The following is a 22024-nucleotide window of genomic DNA, read 5'->3' as shown; positions in this document are numbered from 1 at the left end:
GGGCTGTCGAGTGTCCGGTTGTGGCCAAAATCTACCGTTCCTCACCGGCAGTTATGGGGCAATTGCAGCGTTGGTGACTGGCAGTAATCGGCCAAAAGCGGACCATCGACACGCAGCTAATACGTCAGTAATGTGCAAAGTATTATTTCGCTTCCCCCCTTCTTGATGTCGCGTTTACAGACGCGATTTTTGATTGCTCAAGGGATTACGCATGAACATGGAATGTATGCAAAAAGCGGTTCGGCACTTAAAGATTGAATTTAAGGAGCAATAAAGTGGAAATCAGGATTGATGTATTGGGTTCTCCAACAGAAAAGGATAAAGGAGTTCTGAATAATAGGTTTTCAGAATATCTTCGAATTCAATATCCAAATCTACCACCAGAATCAGAAGATAAAATATTTATGGTGGTTGCACACGATGAAGTGGGCGACTACATCGGTGCAATAAGTTGTAATTGTTACTGGGATGGCTTAGAGATTGACACCTTTTGGGTAAAGGAATCTCATCGCGGTAAAAAAGTAGGATCTATGCTTTTGGAGAAAGCAGAAGCGATTGGTGCCGACAATGGGGCAGTAGTTGCATTCTTAAAAACCGTTGATGCGAAACAGTTCTATGAGCGGCATGGGTATGAGATTTATGGTGTTCTTGAGGATCGCCCAATCGGAACTAACCTGTATCATTTAAAGAAACGGCTAGTAAAACATGCATAGCAACTGATTCTAACTGGTGGCTTTGCTCACTGGGCCGGGCTAAAGCCCGCCCCTTAGCCAAATTCTGGTCAGCGTCTGCATTGAGTCGATTTCAGCCTCTCACGAAAGGCAGCAATCGGCCAGAAGCAGACGCTGGACAGGACAGCTACCCACCTCGGCCAGATTCTAATTCGATCTGCTAAATCGCCGTAATGCCGAGGTTTCGTTATCAGTCGCTGGCGGATGCGTATTTTTTGACGGAAAATTCGGTGCTTTAGATATTAGTCGCCAAGGAACGGATATGGCATTGACCAGCAAGATCACTCCCTACAATCCCACTTGGCCCGCCCGCTTTCTGGCAGACACACCACTCATCGCTTCGGCCTTTGGCAATGAACTGATTGCCATACACCACGTTGGAAGCACCTCTGTTCCAGGGCTCGCAGCGAAGCCCGAGATCGATGTGCTCATCGAGGTTCTCGATCATCGCAATGCCTCGGCGCGGGACGAGGTGTTGATGGGTTTGGGATATGTACGAGGAAGTGATCTATCGGAAGGGCATCATTTCTATCGGCGTAATGTGGATGGGATTCGCACGCACAAGCTCCACGCTTGTACCCGTGGCCACCTTACGATCACCCAGATGCTTGGGTTCAGAGATTTGCTTAGGCGCGATGCCTCGATCCGCCAGCAGTATGAAGCGCTGAAGTTTCAGTTGGAGTCGAGCAATATTGGTGGGATGGCTGAGTATCTGGAGAAAAAGTCTCCGTTTATTATCGCGGCGCTACTTCATGCCGGTATATCCATTCCTGAATGACCGATGGGTCGCTGAGCGACCCCGGAATCAAGTGTCCGCTTTTGGCCGATTGCTGCTGGTCGCGACCGTAGGTGATTGGTGCTAGATACGAAGAACCGCGTGAACTTGTATTAATTTCTTAGCCAGTTCAGCCAGAGCATTTCAGGGACTTCGGATCGAATGACATATTGGCCATACTTCGAGTGTCAGGTACTGGTTGCCATTCAGCAGTGGTGGAGTCGATTTCGCGCAGAGTCCATTGCTGGGGGCCGGACCAGGACAGTTCTATGTAGGGGCCTTCAAGTACTTCGTTCGCTATTAACATGTCGACTTCGTCGGCAGGTCCCGGGAGCATGCCTCCGACAGCAATGGGCACGCGCTGATGCAAAAGGCTGTTGAGCATGCTCAACAACTCGGCACGTGATGTGTAATGCACTCTGTAATCCCCGACTTCTGTGTAGGCAAACACCAGGCTGCCGGAAACGGAGTCGACGGAGCTGATCAAAGTGAGATGCGTCGGTGGCAAGCCTAACCCCTTTGAATACCGTAGTTTGATAACTGCGCCCCTTTATGTAGTTCGCTTTATGAGCTCGACAAGCTTCGCGGCTTCATTGCGCAATTCATCGAATCTTTCGTTTAGCTCAACATGACCCGGCTTCCAGCAAAGGACGCCATTCTCATCACTTTGACCAAGAATGAGATCATTGAATGAGCCCATTCCACCATAGGCTGACTGTAGGTACTCAATTCCGGAGTAATCAGAATCCATCAAGCGTGCTCTTGCCTTACGCATCCACAGGCTCCAGTGAGTATCTCCATCGCTCTCAAGCATTGCTGCAAGCTGATCAAGAACGCAGATCAGCTCTTCGGTTTTAGGTCCCATTTCTTGACATCGTCCAAGGTGAATCACGGTATGGGAAGGAACCCCACCGCCGAGTATTTTTCGTCAGTCTCGCTACATAAGCTACTGTTTCGCAATCAGGTTGTCCAAGGGCCGCTTTTCGCCGATTGCCGTCCACGAGCACCAATTTTCGAGCAACCTATAAGTTACTCTCGATCAAAAGTGATCGCAGCGCTTTTGCTTACCTGCCAGATCCTCAATGGTGCGCGTTGGCCCTTCTATTAGTGGCTTCCCATGAGTAACTAATTACGCGCAGTGGCGCTTGGTATCTCCGTAAACGATACCTCCCAACCAAACACGCGATTGGCGCATTGATACACAGCTCGCTAAGGTCATGATTCGTTTTTGATCCTGCCCGTAAACAGTGGCAAAAACGTCACCATCACCTTCAGCGGAACCCACATGCGATATCGACGCCTCGACCTTAATCTGTTGGTTGCGCTCGACGCCTTGTTGAGCGAATGCAGCGTCAGCAGAGCGGCCGAGCGTTTGTGCCTGGGGCAGTCAGCTGCCAGCTCGGCATTGGGCCGCTTGCGTGAACATTTCAACGACCCGTTACTGTTGCAAGTGGGGCGCCGCCTGGAACCCACGGCGCTGGGCCTGGAGTTGCTGCCAAAAGTGCGTGCAGCGTTGGCGCTGACACGGGAAGTCGTCGACGCGCCACTAAGTTTTGATCCGGCGAACTGTGACCGGCACATCACCCTCGTAGCCTCCGATTACGTCGCCGACGTGCTGCTTCCGGCTGTCAGCCGTGTTTTGGCGCGTATCGCTCCGGGTATTCGCTTGAGCCTGCGCGACATGCCTGTCCCGCGCGACGGTGATGTCGTCAGCGAAGCGCTGGATTATCGGCGCAGTGATTGCGTGATCGTGCCGCAACGACGGCTGAATCCGGCCTATCCCCATGTGCCGCTCATGACTGACCAGCTCTGTTGTATCGTCTGCGCGCAACAGCCACAGTTTGCCGAGCAACTGAGCATGGCCGACTATTGCGCTGCGGCGCATGTGGTGCGCGAGTTTGCCGACGGGCACAACCTGGCGATGGACGCCATGCACCTGCATGAACTCGGAATAGAGCGGCAAGTGGCGGTAACCGTGGAAAGCTTTGTGCTGATGCCGCAATTCATTGTCGGTACCGCGCGCATTGCCACGGTGTTTCAACGGCAGGCGCAACGCTTCGCTGAGCGTTATCCGTTGCGCGTCCACCCGGCGCCGCTGGCTTTCCCAGAGGCCGTTCAAGTCTTGCAATGGCATCCCTATCAAGAACATGACCCGGTCATGCAGTGGTTTCGCGGCCTGCTTCTGGAACAGGCCGCGTTGCTCGATCAGCCCTCTGTCTGATCGCCGTTGTCGGCGACCAATCCGGCCTTGGCGATGGCCAGCAATGCGCAGCGTTCGTCGTTGTCCGAGGTATCGCCGCTGATGCCGATGGCCCCGAGCACCATGCCCTCGGCATTCCGGATCAACACACCACCCGCCACCGGAATCACCTCGCCGCCAGTCAAACTGTTGATCGCATCGAAAAACGCTGGCATGGCCTGCGCGCGCCGCGCCAGCTCACGTCCGCCAAAACCCATGCCCAGGCAGCCACGCGCCTTGCCGGTGGCGATTTGCGTGCGCAGGAAAGTGGCGTGTTCGTCGCGCAGAACCGCCAAGGGATGGGCGGCGGCATCCAGTACGGCAACGCCAAGCGGTTTGATCCCGGTTTCCCGAGCGATGCGGATGGCATCGCTGGCCATGTTCGTCGCAGTCAGTAGATCAAGTCGTTGCATGGCCTCTGTCCTCATACGGCCCACTTGCCCAGTTGGGCCACGCGGTCGCGGGTGTAAAGATCGGTCCATTTCAGCGAGTTGAAATCGGACACTTGCTTGGGGTTGTATGGGCTGCGATCCATGCGTACCGGTTGGCCGGCCTTGTAAACGGCCTTCAGGCGCGAACGATCCTGAAGGATGCGAATGTCGTTCAGCGGTGAACCATCGAGCACGAGGAAGTCGGCCTGCTTGCCCACTTGCAGCGAGCCGAGGGTTTCACCGCGCGGCATGCAGCGCGCACCAACAGCGGTCGCGGCGTACAGCGCTTCGGCCGGGGTGAATCCAAGCCGGGTCACCAGCAGCTCCAATTCGCGTGCATGCCATTCGCCATAGGGCGTCACCGCAAAACCGCTGTCACTGCCGCAGGCGAACGGAACACCCGCCGCTTTGGCGCGTTTGAGTACCGCCGAGCCGACGTCCAGTGTGCGAGCACAATAACCGGCATAGCCGGTGCTGATCGCCGGATCATGGGGCTGGCAGAAATCCACGGTGTTCTGCGGGAACGTCATGGTCGGGGCAAGGATGCTGCCGGCCTCAAGCAGCGCTTCGATGCACGCGTCGTCCATGTAAAAGGCATGAAAGACCAGATCAACGCCCGCGCGCGCCGCGTACATCACGGCTTCGCGACCGTAGGCATGGGTGGCGACCTTGCAGCCCAGACGATGCGCTTCCTCAACCATTTCGAAGGTTTCGTCGGCAGTGAAGGCCGCAATGATTTCGCCGTTGGGGCGGCGGTGCGTGCCGTCCATGGCGATCTTGATCAGGTCAACGCCATCCTTGGCCTGCTTGCGGATCTCCGCGAGGGCGTCGCTACGGCTGGTGACCAACTGCGCGGTGAAGTACTCCGGAGCGCCGACCCGACTCGGGAACCAGTCATTCAGACTCTGGCGGTTGGTGATGACGCGGCTGCTGGCTGCGATCCTCGGCCCTTCGAACAAACCAGCGGTCACCGCATTGCGCACGGCGATGCTGAGCTGGCCGCTGTCGCCGGGGCAGACCATGCTGGTGATGCCGGCGGCCAGCACGTGTTGCGCGAAGAACATCCCGCGCAGCGCGCGAAATTCGTCGCTGGTCCACAGATCAATGTCCTCTTCGCTCTGCGCGTTACCGAAGGCCAGATGCGTGTGCACATCCACCAGCCCCGGCATGACGAAATTATCCCCTGCATCCACCTGCGTATCGCCTGGCTTGGGAGCGGGTGCCAACGCGGTAGGCCCGACGTAACTGAGCAGGCCGTTTTCGACGATCAATGTCTGTTGTTGGCGGGTCTCCATTCCAGCGCCGTCGAACAGTGTCTGGCATTTCAGGTGCAGGGCAGTCATGGCGTCTTCGCTCTGTGATTGTTCTGCAAAGAGAGGCTAGAGAGCAGGCGAGGGGACGACCAGCAGATGCACATCACGCCAGTCGTGGTTGGCGCCCCATACCACGCCGCAGGCGAAGCGTGGTTCGAATGCAACCGCTCGCGGGCAGTAATAGCCGCCCAACGAGACACCTTCGAGCCCGATACGTTTGGCATCAACGTCGCTTCGGGTTTCCAGCCAATCCACCACGCGACTGGCCCAGTGTTCACTGTCGAATCGTGCGATTGGCAGAGTTGCTCAGTCGCTGAAGCTCAAGTTGCTTGGCGGCACTGGCTTCCAGGGTTGCACGCTCTTCATCCAGATAGCGATAAATGCTTTGGAGGTTGGCGATTTTCTGTTTGATGTCTGCCATCTTCTTTTCAATCAGCTCCGCACCTTCAGCACAATCGATCAGCTTGTTGCGCTGCGCATCCAGAATCTCGCCTATTTCCCCCAGAGAAAACCCCATGCTTTGCGCGCGCTGGATAAAGTCCAGATCCTGCAGAGTTTGCTCGTTGTAAACGCGATAGTTGTTGGTTTGCCGCAGCGGTGAGATCAGGCCGATTTGCTCGTAGTAACGCAACGTATGGCGGCTGGCGCCGCTGCGCGCTTCGAGTTCGCCGATTTTCATGGAAACACCGCTTGACTGTAGAGTGGGGTCGATACTTTACGCTTGATTTCTCACCTTCAACAAGGAACATGGAAATGAGCGTGGAGTGCTTTGTCACAGGCGGGACTGGTTTCATCGGTCAACATTTAGTGGCGAACCTGAGTGCGAAAGGTCACACCATTCGGGTGTTGATGCGTCGCCCGGAGCGACTGGCGGCCTTGCGCGAGCAAGTCGATAATTTGGGCGGGTGCGCAACCCGGGTATTCGCCGTCGCTGGCGATCTGGAACAAAACAACCTCGGGCTGAGCGTTGCTGACCGAGAAGTGCTGAGGCGCGCCAGCGTCATGTTTCACTTGGGCGCGCACTTCGCATGGGGGCTTTCAGTGGAGCACTCTCGTGCGGTGAACGTCGAAGGGGCAAAGCGCGTGGCGCTGTTGGCGGCTGAGCAAAAAAGCCGTTTAGTGATGATCGGCGGCTACATGCTGAAAAATCATGAACACCTACAACGCATCGGAATTGACGCTCGTTATCCGCAACGGACGAATTGGCCTGCCGTCTACCGGCGTGTCGGTGGTTACGAAGGAAGCAAGCTGGAGGCGCATTTTGCGACCCTGGAGGTCATGGCAGCCAGGGGCGGGGAATTTACTGTTGTCCATCCTGCGACGGTCTGTGGCCACAGCCGCACAGGGCATATCCTTGACGGTCAGCCGCTGGTGGAGCTGATACGCAACCTTGTGCAGGGCAAGTTGGCTGCGGTGCCCGGCACCGCCAGGCACTGGCTGCCACTGGTCACCGTGGATTACCTGGCTGAACTGGTGGCAGTTTGTGCGTTTGATCCTGCCATGGTGGGTCAGGAACTGCTGGCGCTTGATGACCAGACGCCAAACCTGCGAGAACTCCTGAAACAGGTTGCACGACCTTTGGGATTAAAGTCTCCCAAGCATCACATTTCACTTCGATTACTGAAGCTGCTACTGAGTATTCCTCCCGTAGCGAGGTTCTTGAATTCAAAACCCGAAGCCCTGGATTTTATCCAGACCACTCGTTTTAATACGGCGGCGGTTGAGCAATTTGCCAACAGGCACGGAATAGCCAAACCGGATATACGTCAGTCTCTGCAGCACACTGCCATGTTCGTCAACTCGCACTGCATAGCCAAGGGCCAGGCCCTCTGACCTTTGGCGACACGAAGGCGAATAGCACTCTATCGGGATTAGTCGGCTGCTCGTGTGCTCAAACTTTGCGCCGTCGATACAGGGCGGCTTTCAATCGAACGACCATTCAGCGACAGGGATCGTCATCCATGCAATCGACTTTCAGGAAAGGCGTCATATTTGCACTCTCCGCTGCGGCACTGAACGCAACGATCGGTGTACTCAGCAAAATACTCATGAGTAATGGTTTCACCTCTACCAGTGTTGCTGTCATCAAGACCTTACTGGGTTGCGTGCTTCTCTCGATCCTGTTGTTTTTCCTCAAGCGCCCGGCGGCGTCGACCAGATGGACGCAGGCAGCTGTCTGCGCGTTTCTTGGCATCTTTGTGCTGTTTCATTTCGAAACGTCCGCCTATCGACACTACGCTGCGGCAGGTGTGGTGGTGGTGCTGATGGCCAGCGCGTCAATTTCCTCGATCATTCTGGGGCGCATTTTTCTAAAGGATGCGATCACCGCGAACGCTACTGTTGGCGCGACACTGGCTATCGCCGGAATCTCGGTGATCTTCGGCGGCGACTTGCAGCAGGGCTTTACATTGCAAGGTGCTGCGCTTGCCGCCGTGGCCGGTTCCGGCTATGGCGCCTTTTCGGTGGCCATGAAGCGTATGGGGGTGTCGGGGGGACTGCACTTCACCCGGCAATTGCTGTTCTTTGGCAGCCTGTACTTGCTGATGCCGGCTGCCGCCGATGGTTTTGTAATAGGCAAGTTGTCGCCGATGGCGATCGCCGCGCTGCTGGCGTTGGCCACGCTGCCGACAATCCTGGGCTTCTTCTGCACGACCAAGGCCATCGAGTACCTCAAGCCATCCCAAGTGCAGGCGCTGGAATTGACCGAGCCACTGTTCGCCGCGCTGCTGGCGTTTGTGGCGCTCAATGAAATACCGCGCGAAAGCCTCTATGCGGGAGCGGTGCTGATCATAGTCGGCCTGTGTTTCTCCAATGAACTCATACGCTTGGGCAGCAAAGCTTCCGTCCCTTCGACCGAGTGAGTTATTTCGGATCCTTATACGTGCGGCCCAATAAGAGCCGACGCTCATGACGACCGCTTCCGATCCATAGCGGTCATCCCACTGAAGTCGCCACGCTGGTTCGATACCTATGTGAAGTCTAACAACACCAACGTGGCGGGCGGACTCTCAAGGGTGGTGGAGCTTGTACTCCTGGCTCAAACCGCCATAGCCGTAGGCGCTGGCGCGGCAGTCGATCACATGTATGTTTGAGTGCGGGTGTACATTTCCTATTTCTTTGGCCAGCAACTCGAAAGCCTCATGTTGATAGCGCGCTTTCTGGGCCTTGGTATTGCTTTCATCCGTGATGGTGACCTCCAGACGGAACGAGTTGCGTCCTTGTTCGGCCAGTGAAAGGTTATTGATGAACCAAAGTTCATGAGGCAGGAACTGCACCATTACCAGTGTCTGTTCCGGTCGCTTTTCCAGCACTTCACAGGTCAAGGCGGTGAGTTTGGGGACGATGTTACGGACCAGTTCAAGGTTCGGATCGCCAGAAATCTTGAGTGTAATACCGGGCATGTTGAACTCCTTTTTCGGGGCAATGAATGCGTTGAGCGAACAATTGCGCAAGCTGGAAGCATTCGCCGGTGTAACGCTGTTGGAGCGGGGCAAAAAAGGTGTCCGGCCTACGCCCGCGGGGGAGCGATTGATGGTGCATGCACGAGAACTGTTGGCCATGAGTGATCGCGCTCTTGAAGACGTACGCGGAGTGACGTTTGCCGGCGAATTGAGATTGGCGATCACCGACTACTTCTTGCCCGTTTCGATTGCGGAGTTGTTGAAGCAACTGCGCCTGAGATATCCACGCCTTCGACTGCATGTGTCGGTGCGAAAGAGTATGCAGATAGAAAGCGGTGCAGATGCAGGTGACTTCGATATCGGCCTTTCAATGCGCATACTTGATGGCCGCAGCCTTCCCGAGGGCATCCCGGTACGTCGGGAAGCATTGCATTGGGTATCAGCCATGGGGTCTGAGCCGAGGACCGAAGAAGATGGCGCGTTGCCGCTATTGGTGCTACCGCAGGGGTGCAGTCTCCAACGTTTTACCCGAGAGACACTGGACGCACATAAGGTGCCTTATGTGATTGCTCATTCCGCGTCCGGAGTAGCAGGGCTTCAATCAGCACTGATGGCGGGGCTGGGCGTCGCTTGCCTGAATGCCTCGGCTGTGCCGGTGGGCGCAGAGATATGCCGGCCAGCCTTCCCGTTACCGGTTTTGCCCGACGTTGAATTCAGCCTGTTGCCTGCGCGTACTGGCGAGTCTGATTTGGTCGGTGCTTTCCGGGAAATGCTTGCCAGCAAATTTGGGGGATGAGTAACAAATCCCTGAAGTGAAAACGCCGGTTTTGGACGCAATGGGGGCACAGTGAAGAGGCTGCTTTTGGCCGATTGCTTCCCTTACCGCCAAGCAAAAATCAAGCAGGGGAGTTCTCATGTCCACACTCACGCTGACCTCACAGCGTCAGTAGCGCGATATCGGGTACCCCTAATACTTGAAGCGAGGCGAAGGAACCTCTCTGGATGGCAACTTCAAATATCACCGATATGGGGTCTAATACGTTAGCGGCGAATTTGCAGACGGCTCCCTGGAGTAAATCACCAAACGCCTTGCGCAACTTATGATGAGGTCGCTCGATCATTTGTCGACTCCATCAAATTCATTCAGGTAGATTGCCGAGCATGCCACTCAGATAAGCCGATTAGTCGTATCGGCTTTCTGCTGCCCCGCAGAACTCCTAAAAGTATTCTTAATCCCGACATGGATTATGAGCTTGTCGCCGAGAAACGGAACCAAGTGGCTGTTGATGACGAAGATTCTGTCATTGTGCTCCCAACACTGCGTCGCTTGGGCTGGCCAATACGAAGTTACGTGCACTCCTACCCAATTCGCTGACTCTTCCTACTTTTTTTCGGCCATGTCTTTGCTAGCGTAGCTGTCGCATTTGTTGGATTCACGACAGCAAAGCATTCGGACTGGGACTCGTAGGGTAGGAGATGGGATTGAAGGATCACTTGAGCACTTCAGGGATCAAAGATTCGAAGGGGTATGAAGCGCTACGCACGCGGCTGGATGATTTAGGCTGTTCGGTTGAGTTTTTGGTCATGGACGTCGCTAGCCATGTCTCAGTGGATGAGACATTGCATCGACGGATCCTTTCTGAACTCTATGACCGGATCATAGATGATCAGCGTAAGTGGCACAGAAAGGTCTTCGAAGCTTTACCACCAGCAAATTACTCAGAACCCACCATGCTTTGGAATGTTGTGCGCGCGTCTGGTCATGCCCTGAGTTCGGATGCGATTTTTAGTTTCCAGCAGACTGAGTCCCTGTCCGATGCAAGGCCGTCGCTCTACGAAGATTTTTGTAACTCTCTGTACTTGGGGAAGCAAAGGATCGAGAGGGCTGAAATTCAGTCGCTATTCTCAGATTGGTTAGATGGACTGGGAATCAGAGATCAGAGCGGTATTGTTGTATTGAACTGGACCGACGCATTTGAGCTTCCTGCGTCGAATGACACCGCATTCGGGTTCAGTACGACATGGACAGGTTTTTTTTGCCGAGGGTCACTGCATCAACATGGCCGATGTTTAACAATCTGGAACCCGGTGTGCCGGACGTTGGCTGCACTGACCATCGGCTCGCCAATCCATGAGTAGGTTATTTTTTGCTGTTTGAATTAAAAGCTCAAATGCACAAGAGACGAATTCGTAGATGCAAAGCCATACATGCCTTTACTCTAGTGACAAGAGACTCTCCATAACTGATCGAGTCGGGTTGTGTAGCTCTGACTCATCATTTCCCTACGCATTGCCCAGGCCGGATTGGCTGGAACGCTTGCCGTTCGAAGTGTTCCTCTGCCCCAGCGTTGATTGATCTGATCAAGGACGTTCATGACCTTGGTAGCGTCCGCATGTTGAGATACAGCGAAAAGGTCATCGGTGTACTCACCCGGCTGACAGAGGTTGAGCAAGAGGACCTCAGCCTTGCTGTAGTTGAAGCCAGGGCGGAACAGATGATCAAGTGCGTCAACAGCCGCTTTCGTCAACAATCTCACATCGTCTGTGGGGTAGGGCAAATCCACCACAACCCCATTTGCGTATTTGGCCTCCTCTGGATTGAACATGCCTGTGCGAATGCTGACTCGAATTTTTTTGCACAGTGACTGCTGAACCCTCAGTTTTTCTGCAGCTCTTTGCGTGTAGGTGGCGACGGCTTCCTTAATCGGTGGAAGCTCTTTCAGTCGTTGTCCGAACATTCGACTGCAGCAAATCTCCTGTTTAGGTGGATCCGGTTCATCGAGTTCCAAGCAGGGTGTACCCGCCAATTCACGGGCAGTTTTCTCAATCACTACGCTGAAGTTTTTGCGCAACGTCCAAGGATCGGCTTTGGCGAGATCCATGGCGGTTTTGATGCCCATCGCATCCAGGTGAAGCTTCATTCGTCGACCGACACCCCATACTTCCGATACATCGGTATTGCGCAGTACCCAATCCCGCTTGGTGGAATCACAAATGTTCACGACGCCACCCGTTTGTGCCTGCAATCGTTTGGCCGTGTGATTAGCCAGCTTGGACAGGGTTTTCGTGTGGGCGATACCGACGCCAACGGGAATACCGGTTGAGCGCAGAACTTGGCTACGGATCTGACGGCCGAGTCCATCAAGATTCGTAATGCCGGTGAGGTCTGCGAACGCTTCATCAATGCTGTAAACCTCCACAGCGGGCACCAAAGACTCAATAACGGTCATGACCCGTTCGCTCATATCGCCATAGAGCGCATAGTTGGACGAGAAGGGGACAATACCGTGCTGACTAAGCTTCGCTTTGATTTGAAAGTACGGCTCACCCATTTTCACAAAAGGCTTAGCGTCGGCCGATCGAGCGATCACGCAACCATCGTTGTTGGACAAAACCACGATCGGTACTTTCGCCAAATCCGGACGGAATACACGCTCACAGCTAGCGTAAAAGCTGTTGCAGTCGATGAGGGCAAATACAGGCGGGGTGTTAGACATGGCTGCGTACGCTGCCGGTAATGACTCCCCAAATGGTCAACTCATCGCTTTCAAGGACGTAGCGTGGGGGGAATTTCGGGTTTTCAGACAGCAAGATGATTTCCTTGCCGCGCAGACACAGTCGTTTGCACACGGGATCGTTGTTCAACAGGGCAACCACGATATTCCCGTGAACAGGTTCAATAGAGCGATCCACAATCGCGAGGTCGCCCTCAAAAATACCTGCACCCTGCATGCTGTCTCCAGAAATAGAGACAAGATAAACATGCGGTGCGCGGATGTTCAGGACCTCGTCCAACGAGATGTGGGCTTCGATGTGATCTGCTGCGGGCGAAGGAAATCCCGCAGGAACACTCGAGAGACAAAGGGGCAGTTTTCGACCGCCCACGGCGATGGGGCCTAGGACTGAAAAGCTCATGACGCACGACTTCCGATACTGTACGAATATACAGTTAACGGGTTTGAGGCATTTTGGTCAATTTGAACCAGGAAAAATCTGACAGCCGGAAGAGCGATGGTGAGCGGGGATCCGCATTATCGCCAACACTTGGGTGATTGGGTTTTGAAATCTTCCATTTTTTGGAGTGCGCAAGAAGTTGCGCAGTGCCTGCTCGATTTTCGACTGTTAAATCCTTTGAAACCCATGTATTTAAAGGGCTACAGCCGAGTGCGCAACTTCTTGCACACCACTGCGCAAGAAGTTGCGCACTTCTTTCAAATTTTCCTTAGCTCGATGGCTAAAAGATCGAGGTCGATTCACTGAAAGCCTTGTTTTATAAGGCTTAAATTGAAGTTGGCACGTATTTTGATGGCTCATAGCCACTCTGGTGGGCAATGGTGCCCGCCGGGTACGTCATTTTGAGCAAGGAGAGCATCCCCATGGCAACACCAGCGTACATGTCGGTTACCGGCGAAAAACAAGGCCTGATCACTGCAGGCGCTTTCACCGCTGACTCCGTAGGCAACACCTACCAGGAAGGCCACGAAGACCAGGTTATGGTTCAGGCTTTCAGCCACGACGTGATCATCCCGCGTGACCCACAATCCGGTCAGCCAACCGGTCAGCGCGTTCACAAGCCAGTTGTGATCACCAAGGTCTACGACAAGGCTTCGCCACTGCTGCAAGCTGCTCTGACCTCCGGCGAGCGCATGAGCGAAATCGTTATCCAGTGGTTCCGTACTTCTGCTCAAGGCACCCAAGAGCACTACTACACCACCAAACTGGAAGACGCGATCATCGTCGCCATCAACAACAAAATGCACAACTGCCAGGATCCAGGCAACTCGCACTTCACCCACCTGGAAGAAGTGCAGTTCACCTACCGTAAAATCACCTGGACCCACGAAGTATCCGGTACTTCGGGTTCCGATGACTGGCGTGCTCCAGTCGTTTAATTACGGCTGATGGTTGTACCGCCCCAGCCGGCATGGCCGGTCGGGGCGGACTCACTTCTAAAGAATTTTCGACAATTGCCCTTTAGCGGGCTATTGCGCGTCGCAGCACTGCGCGAGGGACAAGGGAATGTTCTCACCGGCCAACCAGCCTCATTTCAATCTGACCGTCGATGGCATCGACAGCGATTTCCAGGTGCTGTCGTTCACCGGTCGTGAGGCCCTCAACACGCCGTTCGAATTCGAGCTGGAACTGGTCAGTGAAAAGGCCTCGATCAACCTCGAAAGCGTGCTGCACAAACTGGCGTTTCTTCAGCTGTCGCCGAGCGGCAGCGGGATTCACGGGCTGGTCTACAGCATCGCCCAGGGCGAGGCGGGCAAACGCCTGACCCGCTACAAAATCTCGCTGCGCCCGCAACTGGCGTACCTCGCGCATCGGGTCAATCAGCGCATCTTCCAGCAGATGACCGTGCAGCAGATCATCAGCCAGGTGCTGGAAGAACACGGCATCCTTGCCAGCGATTACCACTTCCAGCTCAGCGCGATTTATCCCGAGCGCATTTACTGCGTGCAGTACGACGAATCGGACCTGGATTTCATCCAGCGCCTGTGCGAGGAGGAGGGCATTCACTACCACTTCCAGCACACGTCCAGCGGCCACAAGCTGACCTTCGGCGATGACCAGACGGTGTTCCCGAAACTCGCGCCAGTGGCCTATCAGCAGGATTCCGGGCTGGTCGCCGACAAACCGGTGGTCAAGCGTTTCGGCCTGCGTCTGGCCACCCGCACCAGCCGCACCACGCGCCGCGATTACGACTTCGTCAAACCGAAGATCGAGCTGGAAAGCGACGCCAAAAGCAGCGCGCAACCGGACCTCGAAGACTACGATTACCCCGGCCGTTTCGTTGACCGCGAGCGCGGCAAACACCTGGCCAATCGCGCACTGGAACGTCATCGCAGTGACTACCGTCTGGCCGAGGGCAACAGCGATCAGCCGATTCTGGTCAGCGGGCATTTCCTCGCCCTGACCGACCACGCCAATCCGACCTGGAATGACTTGTGGCTGCTCACCGAAATCTTCCACGAGGGCAAACAACCGCAGGTGCTCGAAGAGTCGGTGACCAGCGACACCACCGACAACAAGGACGATTTCCACCAGGGCTATCGCAACCGCTTCAGCGCGATCCCGTGGGATGTGCCGTACCGTCCGCCGCTCGACCACCCGAAACCGAAAGTCCTCGGCACCCAGAGCGCGGTGGTCTGCGGCCCTGAAGGTGAAGAGATCTACTGCGACCAGTACGGCCGGGTGAAGGTGCAGTTCTTCTGGGACCGCGAAGGCAAGCACGACGACATGACCAGTTGCTGGATGCGCGTGGCGTCGAGCTGGGCCGCGGAAACCTTTGGTTCGATCAACATTCCTCGGGTCGGCATGGAGGTGTTGATCACCTTCCTTGAGGGCGATCCCGATCAGCCGCTGATCACCGGTTGCCTGTACCACGGCGCCAATCTGCCGCCGTACAAACTGCCGGATTTCAAGACGCTGGCGACGGTCAAGAGCAAGGAATACAAGGGCAGCCGCGCCAACGAACTGCGCATCGACGACACCACCAGCGAGATCAGCATTGCGCTGCGCAGTGATCATGGCGCGAGTGCGATCAACCTCGGCTATCTGACCCATCCGCGCCCGAGCGGTGGTCAGCCGCGCGGTGAAGGTTTTGAGCTAAGAACCGACCGCCACGGTGCCGTGCGTGCCGGTGCCGGTCTGCTCATCACCACCGAGCCGCGGCCGAACGAATCCAAACACCATAAGGATCTGCCGGAAACCGCTGAACGCCTCGCCACTGCGAGCGATCAGCAAGATGGATTCGCCGTTCAAGCCAAAGAGTTGCAGGCCCAAGAGGCCGGCGATCAGGACGACGTCGCCAAAGCGCTGCACGCTCAGCATCAAGGCGTACTCGGCAGCGGTCCAGCGAACCTCACCGCCAACGAATTCCCCGAGTTCACCGAGCCGCATCTGGTCCTCGCCAGCCCGGCCGGCATCGCCCTGACCACGCCGCGCTCCAGCCACATCGCCACCGGCGAACATTTGGCGCTGAGCAGCACCGGCCACACCAGCCTGTCGATCGGCAAACGCCTGCTGGCCAGTGCCAGTCGCGGCATGCGCCTGTTCGTGCAGAGTATGGGCTGGCGTCTGGTCGCGGCCTCCGGTGATATCGACGTGCGCGCCCTGAAGGACAGCATCAACCTGCTGGCCAAACTCAATATCACCGCCAACGCCGACCGCATCACCATCACCGCAAAAACCGAACTGGTGATTCAGGGTGGTGGCAGCGCCACCACCTACAACGCCGGCGGCATCACCCACGCCACCAGCGGCCCATACACCGCGCACGCGGCGAACTTCGCCTACACCGGGGCGAAATCTTTGGCCGGGGTATTCCCGGAACCGCCGAAACCGGGCAAGGGCAATCTGGAATTGTTCAACCAGTACGCCGGGCGTCAGGGCATCAAAGAGGGCGATTACGAAGTCATCGATGCGCTGGGCAAAAGCATCAAAGGCAAGCTAGACGGCAAGGGTTTCGCCAGTGTCGCCGGCGCCGCACCCGGGCCTGCGCGCGTGCTGTTTGGCAAGGATCCGGCGGACACCTGGAGCGATGGCAGTTACATCGGCAAGCCGGAGTGGCCGTTGAATCCGCCGGGTGCGGACGAAGCTCCAAGCCAAGTGCAAGCAATGGTTGCTCAAGTGTTGCCGAGCAAGAGTTGGGATGTGCTGGAGAAGGGCAAGGATATGGCTCAGACAGGGATGAGTGCTGTTCAGACGGCACAAGGTGCAATGCAAACGGCGCAACAGGTCAAAGGTGCTGTACAGGGCGGAGTGGCTGGCCTGCCAAAACTGGCGAGTGCGGCAATGCCTAGTGCATCGAGCATCCTTGGTGCAGCAAGCAAGGCGGGCAAGCTGCCAAGCCTGCCGGCCCCATCCTTGCCGAAACCTTCGCTCAAAGCACCTGGCCTGTTGAATGGAGAGGTGCTGTCATGACTGAAGCTGCCGTTGCCAAGAAGCGCGAGCCGCAGGTAGCCGTCGTTCCGCTCAACACGCTGGACGTGCAGGACGTAGGTCGTGGTGCTGCTCGCTTTGATGCCTGGTTGCGATCCATCAGCGGTGATGTGGTCACGCTCGATCGAATCAAAGGGGTCGCCGGATCATTGCCGGTTGTAGGCAACATCATGGCGCTAGTCGACGCGCTTGGCGACATCGTCACGCTTACCAAAAGCAAGCAGCGGGAGTTGCTTGATTGGGTCAGCCTGGGGATCAACCTGATCGGTGTTTTGCCAGCCCCTCCTACCATGGCTGCTGCTCGAATGAGTTTGCGTCCGACCTTGTTTTTGGTACGTCAGGAATTGCGTAATAGCGCCAAGATGCTGTTGGGCGATTCAATGATCGAAGTGCTGGTCGGGCACTTGAACGCCACCATTGTCGGCACGATCGATGACTTCGTGAAACAGGCTCAAGGCAAGCTCTCAGGCATTCTCGCCGATGCTGGAAAACTCGGCGAGAGTGCAGTCACCGAAATCGCAAAGGGTCTCGAGGCCGTTGTAAATGGCAAGCTCGATTCAAAAGGCGATGCGCGCGCGGCGGGACAGAAGATCACGGCGGCGGGCAATCAGCTCCTCAGCGACCCCAAGGCGGCGATCAGCAATATCTTTGGGGCTGCATTCAGTGCCTACAAAGCCGTAGGTAAAGGAGTTGCCAACAGCGCGGCGAGGAATCTTCTGCCGGACCAGGCTAAAAAACTGGTGATGACGCACACCGGCACATTGAGAGCCATGGGGCCGGAGATCAAAACCCAACTGAGTAAGTTGGGTGACCCGGGAACGCGCCACTCCATCGGTTGGTTGTTGCAAATGCTCAGTGGTGCTGTGGTGACGTGGCGCAAGCGTCGTGGGCATGGACAGAGCGCTAGCGTTAAACCCAACGCCACCAGTAAGGCGCAGAACAAAGCAGGTGAAGGGCGGCTCGAAGCCAGCAGCCGTCAGGCTCCTGCGAATGCCAACGCCAATGGCCAGAAAAATGGTGCATGCGCGGGTACTTGCAACAGTATTAGCTTTGCGTTGGGCTCCGAGTCGCTAAGCCATACCGATTTCAGCCTGCCAGGTCCATTTCCTATTGAATGGGTACGTACCTACAGCTCCCGGTTCGATGCTTTTGACAAGGGCGAACTGGGCGCTCGGTGGGTGACAGAGTTCACCACCCGATTCGACTGCAAGGGCGATGGGCTGGTTTTTTTTGGAGCCGACGGTCGTGGCATCGATTTCCCTTTGCCCAAGGTAGGCCTCTTTCACTATGACGCCGTTGAAAATCTCACGCTGGTTCGATCCGGTGAGGATCAACTGCTCGTTTGCTTCGGTTTTGAGCGCAAAGAAACCTATGTCCGTCGTGGTCGTTCCTTCTGGCTGACGGATGTCAAAATGCGCAGTGGTGCGGGGCTGATGCTGCACTACGAGCATCGGCACGGGGATGCCTTGGTATTGTCTGACCTGATCACCTATCAAGGGGATATCACGCAGGTCCACTTGCACGTTGGAACCCTGCTTGATGATCAAGGACGGTTGGCCGGTCTTTGGGAGATCCGTGACGGCGCGCCCGTACGGCAATTGTGTAATTACCAATACAACATCCACGGCGATCTGATCCAGGCACAGGATGAAAACGGTGCTGCCTGGAGTTATCAGTATCAGCATCACTTATTGACTCGATATACCGATCGCACCGGCCGAGGTTTGAATCTGGAGTGGGATGGCCACACGTCGCACGCCAAGGCTGTGCGCGAGTGGGCGGATGACGGCAGCTTCGATACTCGCCTGGAATGGGACGAAAACATCCGTCTGACATACGTCACTGATGCCCATGGCAATGAGACTTGGCATTACTACGACATCAAGGGTTACACCTACCGGATTCGGTATGCCGATGAACGTTCAGAGTGGTTCTTTCGCGATGACGCGAAAAACATCATTCGTCACGTTCATACAGACGGTACCTCCGATCGATACAGCTATGACGAGCGCGGTAATTTGCTCGAACACATCAGTCCCGACGGCAGTGTCGCTCACTACGCCTACGATGATCTTAATCAACTGATCAAGGTTAGTGATGCAGAAGGCGGGCAGTGGCAGCGAGCTTACGATGATGCCGGCAATTTGGTGGAGTCGGGCGATCCTCTTGGAAACAAGACGGAGTATGCCTACGACAAAGCAGGTCAGTTGATCGCTATCAAGGATGCAATCGGCAACGAGAAAGCGCTTGAGTACAACGATGCTGGTCAGCTTCTGAAATATACCGATTGCTCTGGCAAGACCAGCGAATGGGAATACAACGATCGCGGTCAGATGATGTGTTTTACCGATGCAGCAGGACAAAGCACCGAGTATGAGTACAAGGCTGGACATATCGCCTTGATTACGCATCCAGATAAAACCGAGGAGCGATTCGAGCGTGATGCCGAAGGGCGTCTGCTTGCTCATATTGACGGTCTGGATCGCTGCACGACATGGAGCTATAACGCTGCCGGGTTGGTTGCAGAGCGCGTAGACGCCTGCGAGCAAACGCTTCGTTACCGTTGGGATCGTCTAGGCCATCTTATCGCGCTGGAAAACGAAAACGAGCAGCGCACCCAATTTCACTATGATCCCGTCGGAAGGTTGCTTGAGGAAAAAGGATTCGATGGCGTTGTTACGCGCTATCAGTACGATTCTGAAAGCGGACGTTTGGCGAGAGCCATCAGCGGTGAGCGCGTCATTTCGATGTCGTTTGACCCCATGGGACGGCTTGTCGAACGCCATGCGAGCTTGGGCAATATGTCTCAGAGTGAATCCTTTGCGTATGACGGTAACGGCAACATGGTTTTGGCCACGAATGACCAAAGCCGATTGCTGTGGTTCTATGATTTGGCCGGTAATCTGATCAAAGAGCATCAGCATTATCAGAGTCTGGATGCACCGCTCGTAGCAATCTGGAGGCATGAGTACGACCCCCTCAACCAGTGTGTCGCTACGACCCGCCCGGATGGTCACCGGGTGAGCTGGTTGACGTACGGCAGTGGGCATTTGCTTGCGTTAAAACTGGATGATCACGAATTGGTCGGTTATGAACGAGATGATTTACATCGTGAGGTCGTTCGTCATCAAGGCAATCGGCTGCGCCAGACTCAAAAGTGGGACCCGGTAGGTCGCCTGCAGGAGCAATTGCTAAGCCGAAGTGATGACAACTCCACTTTGCTGAAGCGCGAATACAAATACGATGCGGTCGGCCAGTTGACCGAGCTAAACGACACGCGTCGCGGACCGCTGACCTATCGTTACGATCCGGTAGGACGGCTGATCAGTGCAGCAAGCCGGCTCGGGGTTGAAAAATTCGCTTTCGATCCTGCCAGTAACCTGCTCGATGAAAAGGTGACAGAAGTACGCCGGCCTCTTGATCAGGCCCCAATACGTAGCCGGTTGGTAGACAATCTTCTACGTGAATATGTCGGCACCCATTACGAGTACGACGATCGTGGCAATCAGACGCTGCGTTGGCACAATGGTAAACGCAGTCGATTGCAATGGGACCTGTTCGATAGGTTGGTTCATTTCGAGGATGATCGTCTCTCGGTCAAATATGCCTACGACGCCTTGGGTCGCCGGCTGTATAAGCATTCAACCGCCCATTATACAAATCGTCCTGAAGCAGGTTCCCACTGGAATAAAAATGAGCAGGGGCGTGTTCAGCGTTTGCTTGGCTGTGGCCTGACTTTGTACGGGTGGGACGGAGATAATCTCTCTTGGGAAAGCAGTCCTGCGCCAGGCGATGGGGGGACTGGGCGCACAGTCCATTACGTTTATGAACCCGGCACGTTTGTTCCGGTGGCTCAAGCGATCAGGCACGCCTCGATTGATCTGTTAAATCAGCCTGAATATGTCGGTGGCGAGAGTCTCGAAGATGATCCGCTTTGGAGTCACGTCCCTAAAGCACAGCCGGTTGATGTCTTGGCCTGGTATCAGTGTGACCATTTAGGCACACCGTTAGAGCTAACCGATCAGGATGGTCAGGTCGCCTGGAGCGCCCAGTACAAGGCTTGGGGCCAGGTTAAAGAACATACATCAGCCTCAGCAGTACAGCAGGGGCTGAGCAATCCAATTCGTTTCCAAGGTCAGTACCACGATCACGAAACAGGCTTGCACTACAACCGATACAGGTACTACGACCCCCAGGTAGGTCGCTTCATTTCAAAGGACCCGATAGGTCTGATGGGGGGCATAAACCTTCATCAATACGCGCCCAACCCAACCCAATGGGTAGACCCTTTAGGATTGGTGAAGAAACCGCCATCTAAGCGCGCGCTGAAAGACGGCGCTGGAGCCTCGCCTCAAGATATTGCTGCGAGTAAAGTCGGCGGAGGCAGTCGAAAAGGGCAGGCGGCATGTCGCAAAAAACTCATCGATAAAAGTAAGCCGGTGGGCGTTTACAAGTGCTGGCGGTGTGGGCATACCTCTAATAATCCTGATGACATGCACTTGGGGCATAAAAATGTGGCCACCTCAAATGGCGGCAACCTGGCTGATGTCAACGTAGATCTTGAGGGCGCATCGTGTAACCTGAGTGCGGGAAATAGCGGTTATGTGAAAGAAGGCATGTCGTGTGTCGAACGTGGAAGTTGTGGAGCGCCATATGGACGATAAAGAATTGCCTGTTCTGATTCAGGTGTTTGTGTCAAATGACGATAGCCCTGTATTCGAGGAACTCCCTGCTATTGCGATGGGGTCGGATACTTATGAGCTGCTGTCTTCACCTGGTCTTGCGTTGAATTTGGCTCGAGGTGACGTCATCTCGATCAAGAACAAAAACACCCACGCCGAAGTCCTGAAGCGCGGAGGGAATTTTTGTATTCATATCTACGCTGACTACATTCCCGAGGAGGTCATTGCACAACTCGAAACTGATGTTGGCCGTGAGTTGGGTGGAACGCTTGATGGCGTTTTCGAAGGCAATCTCTCGTTGGCTGTGCCTTCAAGCAACGGCATGGACAACATCAATGAGTTTTTTGATCGGTTTCGCAAGAAAACAGGACTCGAATGGTATTACGCCAATATCTATAAAAATATTGATGACGAAGATGATGAAACGCTTCTGAATTGGTGGCTGCAGAGCTGACTGGTTTGAGGGGAGTTTTGGTCGGCTGTGATCAACGCTTGGGAAGGTGAGCTT

Annotated in this window: 19 protein-coding genes and 1 pseudogene; 11 read left to right on the top strand and 9 right to left on the bottom strand. The window is 55.3% G+C overall.

The annotated features are described in order from the left end of the window. The first annotated feature begins 275 nt into the window (after nt 1-275). Both HU754_RS15225 and HU754_RS15220 read left to right on the top strand, forming a co-directional pair. Nucleotides 276-713: a GNAT family N-acetyltransferase gene (locus tag HU754_RS15225; RefSeq protein ID WP_202894555.1), complete on the top strand. Its 438-nt coding sequence runs from the start codon at nt 276-278 to the stop codon at nt 711-713. Nucleotides 714-993: 280 nt separating this feature from the next. Then, entirely contained in the window at nt 994-1509 is a 516-nt protein-coding gene (locus HU754_RS15220) for a GrpB family protein (protein ID WP_186623202.1), read from the top strand. A 547-nt stretch (nt 1510-2056) separates the two neighbouring features. Here the strand turns inward: HU754_RS15220 and HU754_RS15215 are convergent. After that, complete coding sequence (locus HU754_RS15215; RefSeq protein WP_042705006.1) at nt 2057-2371, bottom strand: DUF6966 domain-containing protein; 315 nt, start codon at nt 2369-2371, stop codon at nt 2057-2059. A 420-nt stretch (nt 2372-2791) separates the two neighbouring features. Between HU754_RS15215 and HU754_RS15210 the strand changes: the two genes are divergently transcribed. Next, the gene (locus tag HU754_RS15210) at nt 2792-3727 is read left to right on the top strand and encodes a LysR family transcriptional regulator (protein ID WP_186623200.1); all 936 of its coding nucleotides are present in this window, start codon (nt 2792-2794) and stop codon (nt 3725-3727) included. Here HU754_RS15210 and HU754_RS15205 read toward each other — a convergent pair. The 4 genes and pseudogenes from HU754_RS15205 to HU754_RS15190 all read right to left on the bottom strand — a co-directional run bounded on the left by HU754_RS15205 (nt 3712) and on the right by HU754_RS15190 (nt 6168). Further along, on the bottom strand, nt 3712-4158 hold the full coding sequence (locus HU754_RS15205) for a GlcG/HbpS family heme-binding protein (protein ID WP_186623198.1): 447 nt from the start codon (nt 4156-4158) through the stop codon (nt 3712-3714). The genes HU754_RS15210 and HU754_RS15205 overlap by 16 nt on opposite strands. 11 nt (nt 4159-4169) lie before the next feature. Next, nucleotides 4170-5519, bottom strand: coding sequence for a metal-dependent hydrolase family protein (locus HU754_RS15200; protein WP_186623196.1), 1350 nt, complete (start codon nt 5517-5519; stop codon nt 4170-4172). Nucleotides 5520-5588: 69 nt separating this feature from the next. Continuing rightward, nucleotides 5589-5780, bottom strand: a pseudogene (locus HU754_RS15195) (alpha/beta hydrolase family protein); the annotation flags it as partial. Then, nucleotides 5764-6168, bottom strand: a complete 405-nt coding sequence (locus HU754_RS15190; RefSeq protein WP_186623194.1) for a MerR family transcriptional regulator — start codon at nt 6166-6168, stop codon at nt 5764-5766. The pseudogene HU754_RS15195 and the gene HU754_RS15190, both read right to left, overlap by 17 nt. A 74-nt stretch (nt 6169-6242) precedes the next feature. Here HU754_RS15190 and HU754_RS15185 point away from each other — a divergent pair, with 74 nt between their 5' ends. After that, on the top strand, nt 6243-7322 hold the full coding sequence (locus tag HU754_RS15185) for an SDR family oxidoreductase (RefSeq protein WP_186623192.1): 1080 nt from the start codon (nt 6243-6245) through the stop codon (nt 7320-7322). Between the two features lie 128 nt (nt 7323-7450). After that, entirely contained in the window at nt 7451-8350 is a 900-nt protein-coding gene (locus HU754_RS15180) for a DMT family transporter (RefSeq protein ID WP_186623190.1), read from the top strand. Between the two features lie 147 nt (nt 8351-8497). On the opposite strand, the gene HU754_RS15175 is transcribed toward HU754_RS15180, so the two are convergent. Next, a complete protein-coding gene (locus tag HU754_RS15175; protein ID WP_186623189.1) occupies nt 8498-8890 on the bottom strand; it encodes a tautomerase family protein in 393 nt (130 codons plus the stop codon). On the opposite strand from HU754_RS15175, the gene HU754_RS15170 reads away from it, so the two are divergent. Further along, a complete protein-coding gene (locus HU754_RS15170) occupies nt 8889-9686 on the top strand; it encodes a LysR family transcriptional regulator (RefSeq protein WP_225919907.1) in 798 nt (265 codons plus the stop codon). The genes HU754_RS15175 and HU754_RS15170 overlap by 2 nt on opposite strands. Before the next feature lie 139 nt (nt 9687-9825). On the opposite strand, the gene HU754_RS15165 is transcribed toward HU754_RS15170, so the two are convergent. Continuing rightward, on the bottom strand, nt 9826-10011 hold the full coding sequence (locus HU754_RS15165) for a hypothetical protein (protein WP_225919906.1): 186 nt from the start codon (nt 10009-10011) through the stop codon (nt 9826-9828). A 361-nt stretch (nt 10012-10372) separates the two neighbouring features. On the opposite strand from HU754_RS15165, the gene HU754_RS15160 reads away from it, so the two are divergent. Next, nucleotides 10373-11029 carry a hypothetical protein gene (locus tag HU754_RS15160; RefSeq protein ID WP_186623188.1) on the top strand — a complete coding sequence of 219 codons (657 nt, stop codon included), beginning with the start codon at nt 10373-10375 and terminating at the stop codon, nt 11027-11029. Nucleotides 11030-11109: 80 nt separating this feature from the next. On the opposite strand, the gene umuC is transcribed toward HU754_RS15160, so the two are convergent. Continuing rightward, nucleotides 11110-12387, bottom strand: coding sequence for a translesion error-prone DNA polymerase V subunit UmuC (gene umuC / locus HU754_RS15155; protein ID WP_186623187.1), 1278 nt, complete (start codon nt 12385-12387; stop codon nt 11110-11112). Next, entirely contained in the window at nt 12380-12805 is a 426-nt protein-coding gene (locus tag HU754_RS15150) for a LexA family protein (protein ID WP_110718481.1), read from the bottom strand. Before HU754_RS15150 ends, umuC begins: the two co-directional genes overlap by 8 nt. A gap of 461 nt (nt 12806-13266) precedes the next feature. Here HU754_RS15150 and HU754_RS15145 point away from each other — a divergent pair, with 461 nt between their 5' ends. The 4 genes from HU754_RS15145 (at nt 13267) to HU754_RS15130 (ending at nt 21970) form a co-directional block, all read left to right on the top strand. Continuing rightward, the gene (locus tag HU754_RS15145; RefSeq protein ID WP_007919523.1) at nt 13267-13782 is read left to right on the top strand and encodes an Hcp family type VI secretion system effector; all 516 of its coding nucleotides are present in this window, start codon (nt 13267-13269) and stop codon (nt 13780-13782) included. Nucleotides 13783-13909: 127 nt separating this feature from the next. Beyond that, a complete protein-coding gene (locus HU754_RS15140) occupies nt 13910-16816 on the top strand; it encodes a type VI secretion system Vgr family protein (protein WP_186623183.1) in 2907 nt (968 codons plus the stop codon). Next, nucleotides 16813-21498, top strand: a complete 4686-nt coding sequence (locus HU754_RS15135) for an RHS repeat-associated core domain-containing protein (protein ID WP_186623182.1) — start codon at nt 16813-16815, stop codon at nt 21496-21498. Before HU754_RS15140 ends, HU754_RS15135 begins: the two co-directional genes overlap by 4 nt. Continuing rightward, nucleotides 21488-21970 (top strand): DUF4265 domain-containing protein, encoded by a 483-nt coding sequence (locus tag HU754_RS15130; RefSeq protein WP_110718478.1) that lies wholly within the window; start codon nt 21488-21490, stop codon nt 21968-21970. Before HU754_RS15135 ends, HU754_RS15130 begins: the two co-directional genes overlap by 11 nt. Nucleotides 21971-22024 lie beyond the last annotated feature (54 nt).

Origin of the sequence: Pseudomonas zeae (genome assembly GCF_014268485.2) — a bacterium.
GTDB lineage: Bacteria > Pseudomonadota > Gammaproteobacteria > Pseudomonadales > Pseudomonadaceae > Aquipseudomonas > Aquipseudomonas neuropathica.
Note: the sequence above shows the minus strand (reverse complement) of the source record. Positions and strands in the feature narration are given on the sequence as shown.

Bases quoted from the DNA above. Each gene is read 5' to 3' on its own strand.
- HU754_RS15200 (WP_186623196.1), bottom strand. From the start codon at position 5,519: ATGACTGCCCTGCACCTGAAATGCCAGACACTGTTCGACGGCGCTGGA.
- HU754_RS15185 (WP_186623192.1), top strand. From the start codon at position 6,243: ATGAGCGTGGAGTGCTTTGTCACAGGCGGGACTGGTTTCATCGGTCAA.
- HU754_RS15215 (WP_042705006.1), bottom strand. From the start codon at position 2,371: ATGGGACCTAAAACCGAAGAGCTGATCTGCGTTCTTGATCAGCTTGCA.
- HU754_RS15140 (WP_186623183.1), top strand. From the start codon at position 13,910: ATGTTCTCACCGGCCAACCAGCCTCATTTCAATCTGACCGTCGATGGC.
- HU754_RS15145 (WP_007919523.1), top strand. From the start codon at position 13,267: ATGGCAACACCAGCGTACATGTCGGTTACCGGCGAAAAACAAGGCCTG.
- HU754_RS15170 (WP_225919907.1), top strand. From the start codon at position 8,889: ATGTTGAACTCCTTTTTCGGGGCAATGAATGCGTTGAGCGAACAATTG.
- HU754_RS15220 (WP_186623202.1), top strand. From the start codon at position 994: ATGGCATTGACCAGCAAGATCACTCCCTACAATCCCACTTGGCCCGCC.
- umuC (WP_186623187.1), bottom strand. From the start codon at position 12,387: ATGTCTAACACCCCGCCTGTATTTGCCCTCATCGACTGCAACAGCTTT.
- HU754_RS15130 (WP_110718478.1), top strand. From the start codon at position 21,488: ATGGACGATAAAGAATTGCCTGTTCTGATTCAGGTGTTTGTGTCAAAT.
- HU754_RS15175 (WP_186623189.1), bottom strand. From the start codon at position 8,890: ATGCCCGGTATTACACTCAAGATTTCTGGCGATCCGAACCTTGAACTG.
- HU754_RS15190 (WP_186623194.1), bottom strand. From the start codon at position 6,168: ATGAAAATCGGCGAACTCGAAGCGCGCAGCGGCGCCAGCCGCCATACG.
- HU754_RS15180 (WP_186623190.1), top strand. From the start codon at position 7,451: ATGCAATCGACTTTCAGGAAAGGCGTCATATTTGCACTCTCCGCTGCG.
- HU754_RS15135 (WP_186623182.1), top strand. From the start codon at position 16,813: ATGACTGAAGCTGCCGTTGCCAAGAAGCGCGAGCCGCAGGTAGCCGTC.
- HU754_RS15210 (WP_186623200.1), top strand. From the start codon at position 2,792: ATGCGATATCGACGCCTCGACCTTAATCTGTTGGTTGCGCTCGACGCC.
- HU754_RS15165 (WP_225919906.1), bottom strand. From the start codon at position 10,011: ATGATCGAGCGACCTCATCATAAGTTGCGCAAGGCGTTTGGTGATTTA.
- HU754_RS15205 (WP_186623198.1), bottom strand. From the start codon at position 4,158: ATGCAACGACTTGATCTACTGACTGCGACGAACATGGCCAGCGATGCC.
- HU754_RS15150 (WP_110718481.1), bottom strand. From the start codon at position 12,805: ATGAGCTTTTCAGTCCTAGGCCCCATCGCCGTGGGCGGTCGAAAACTG.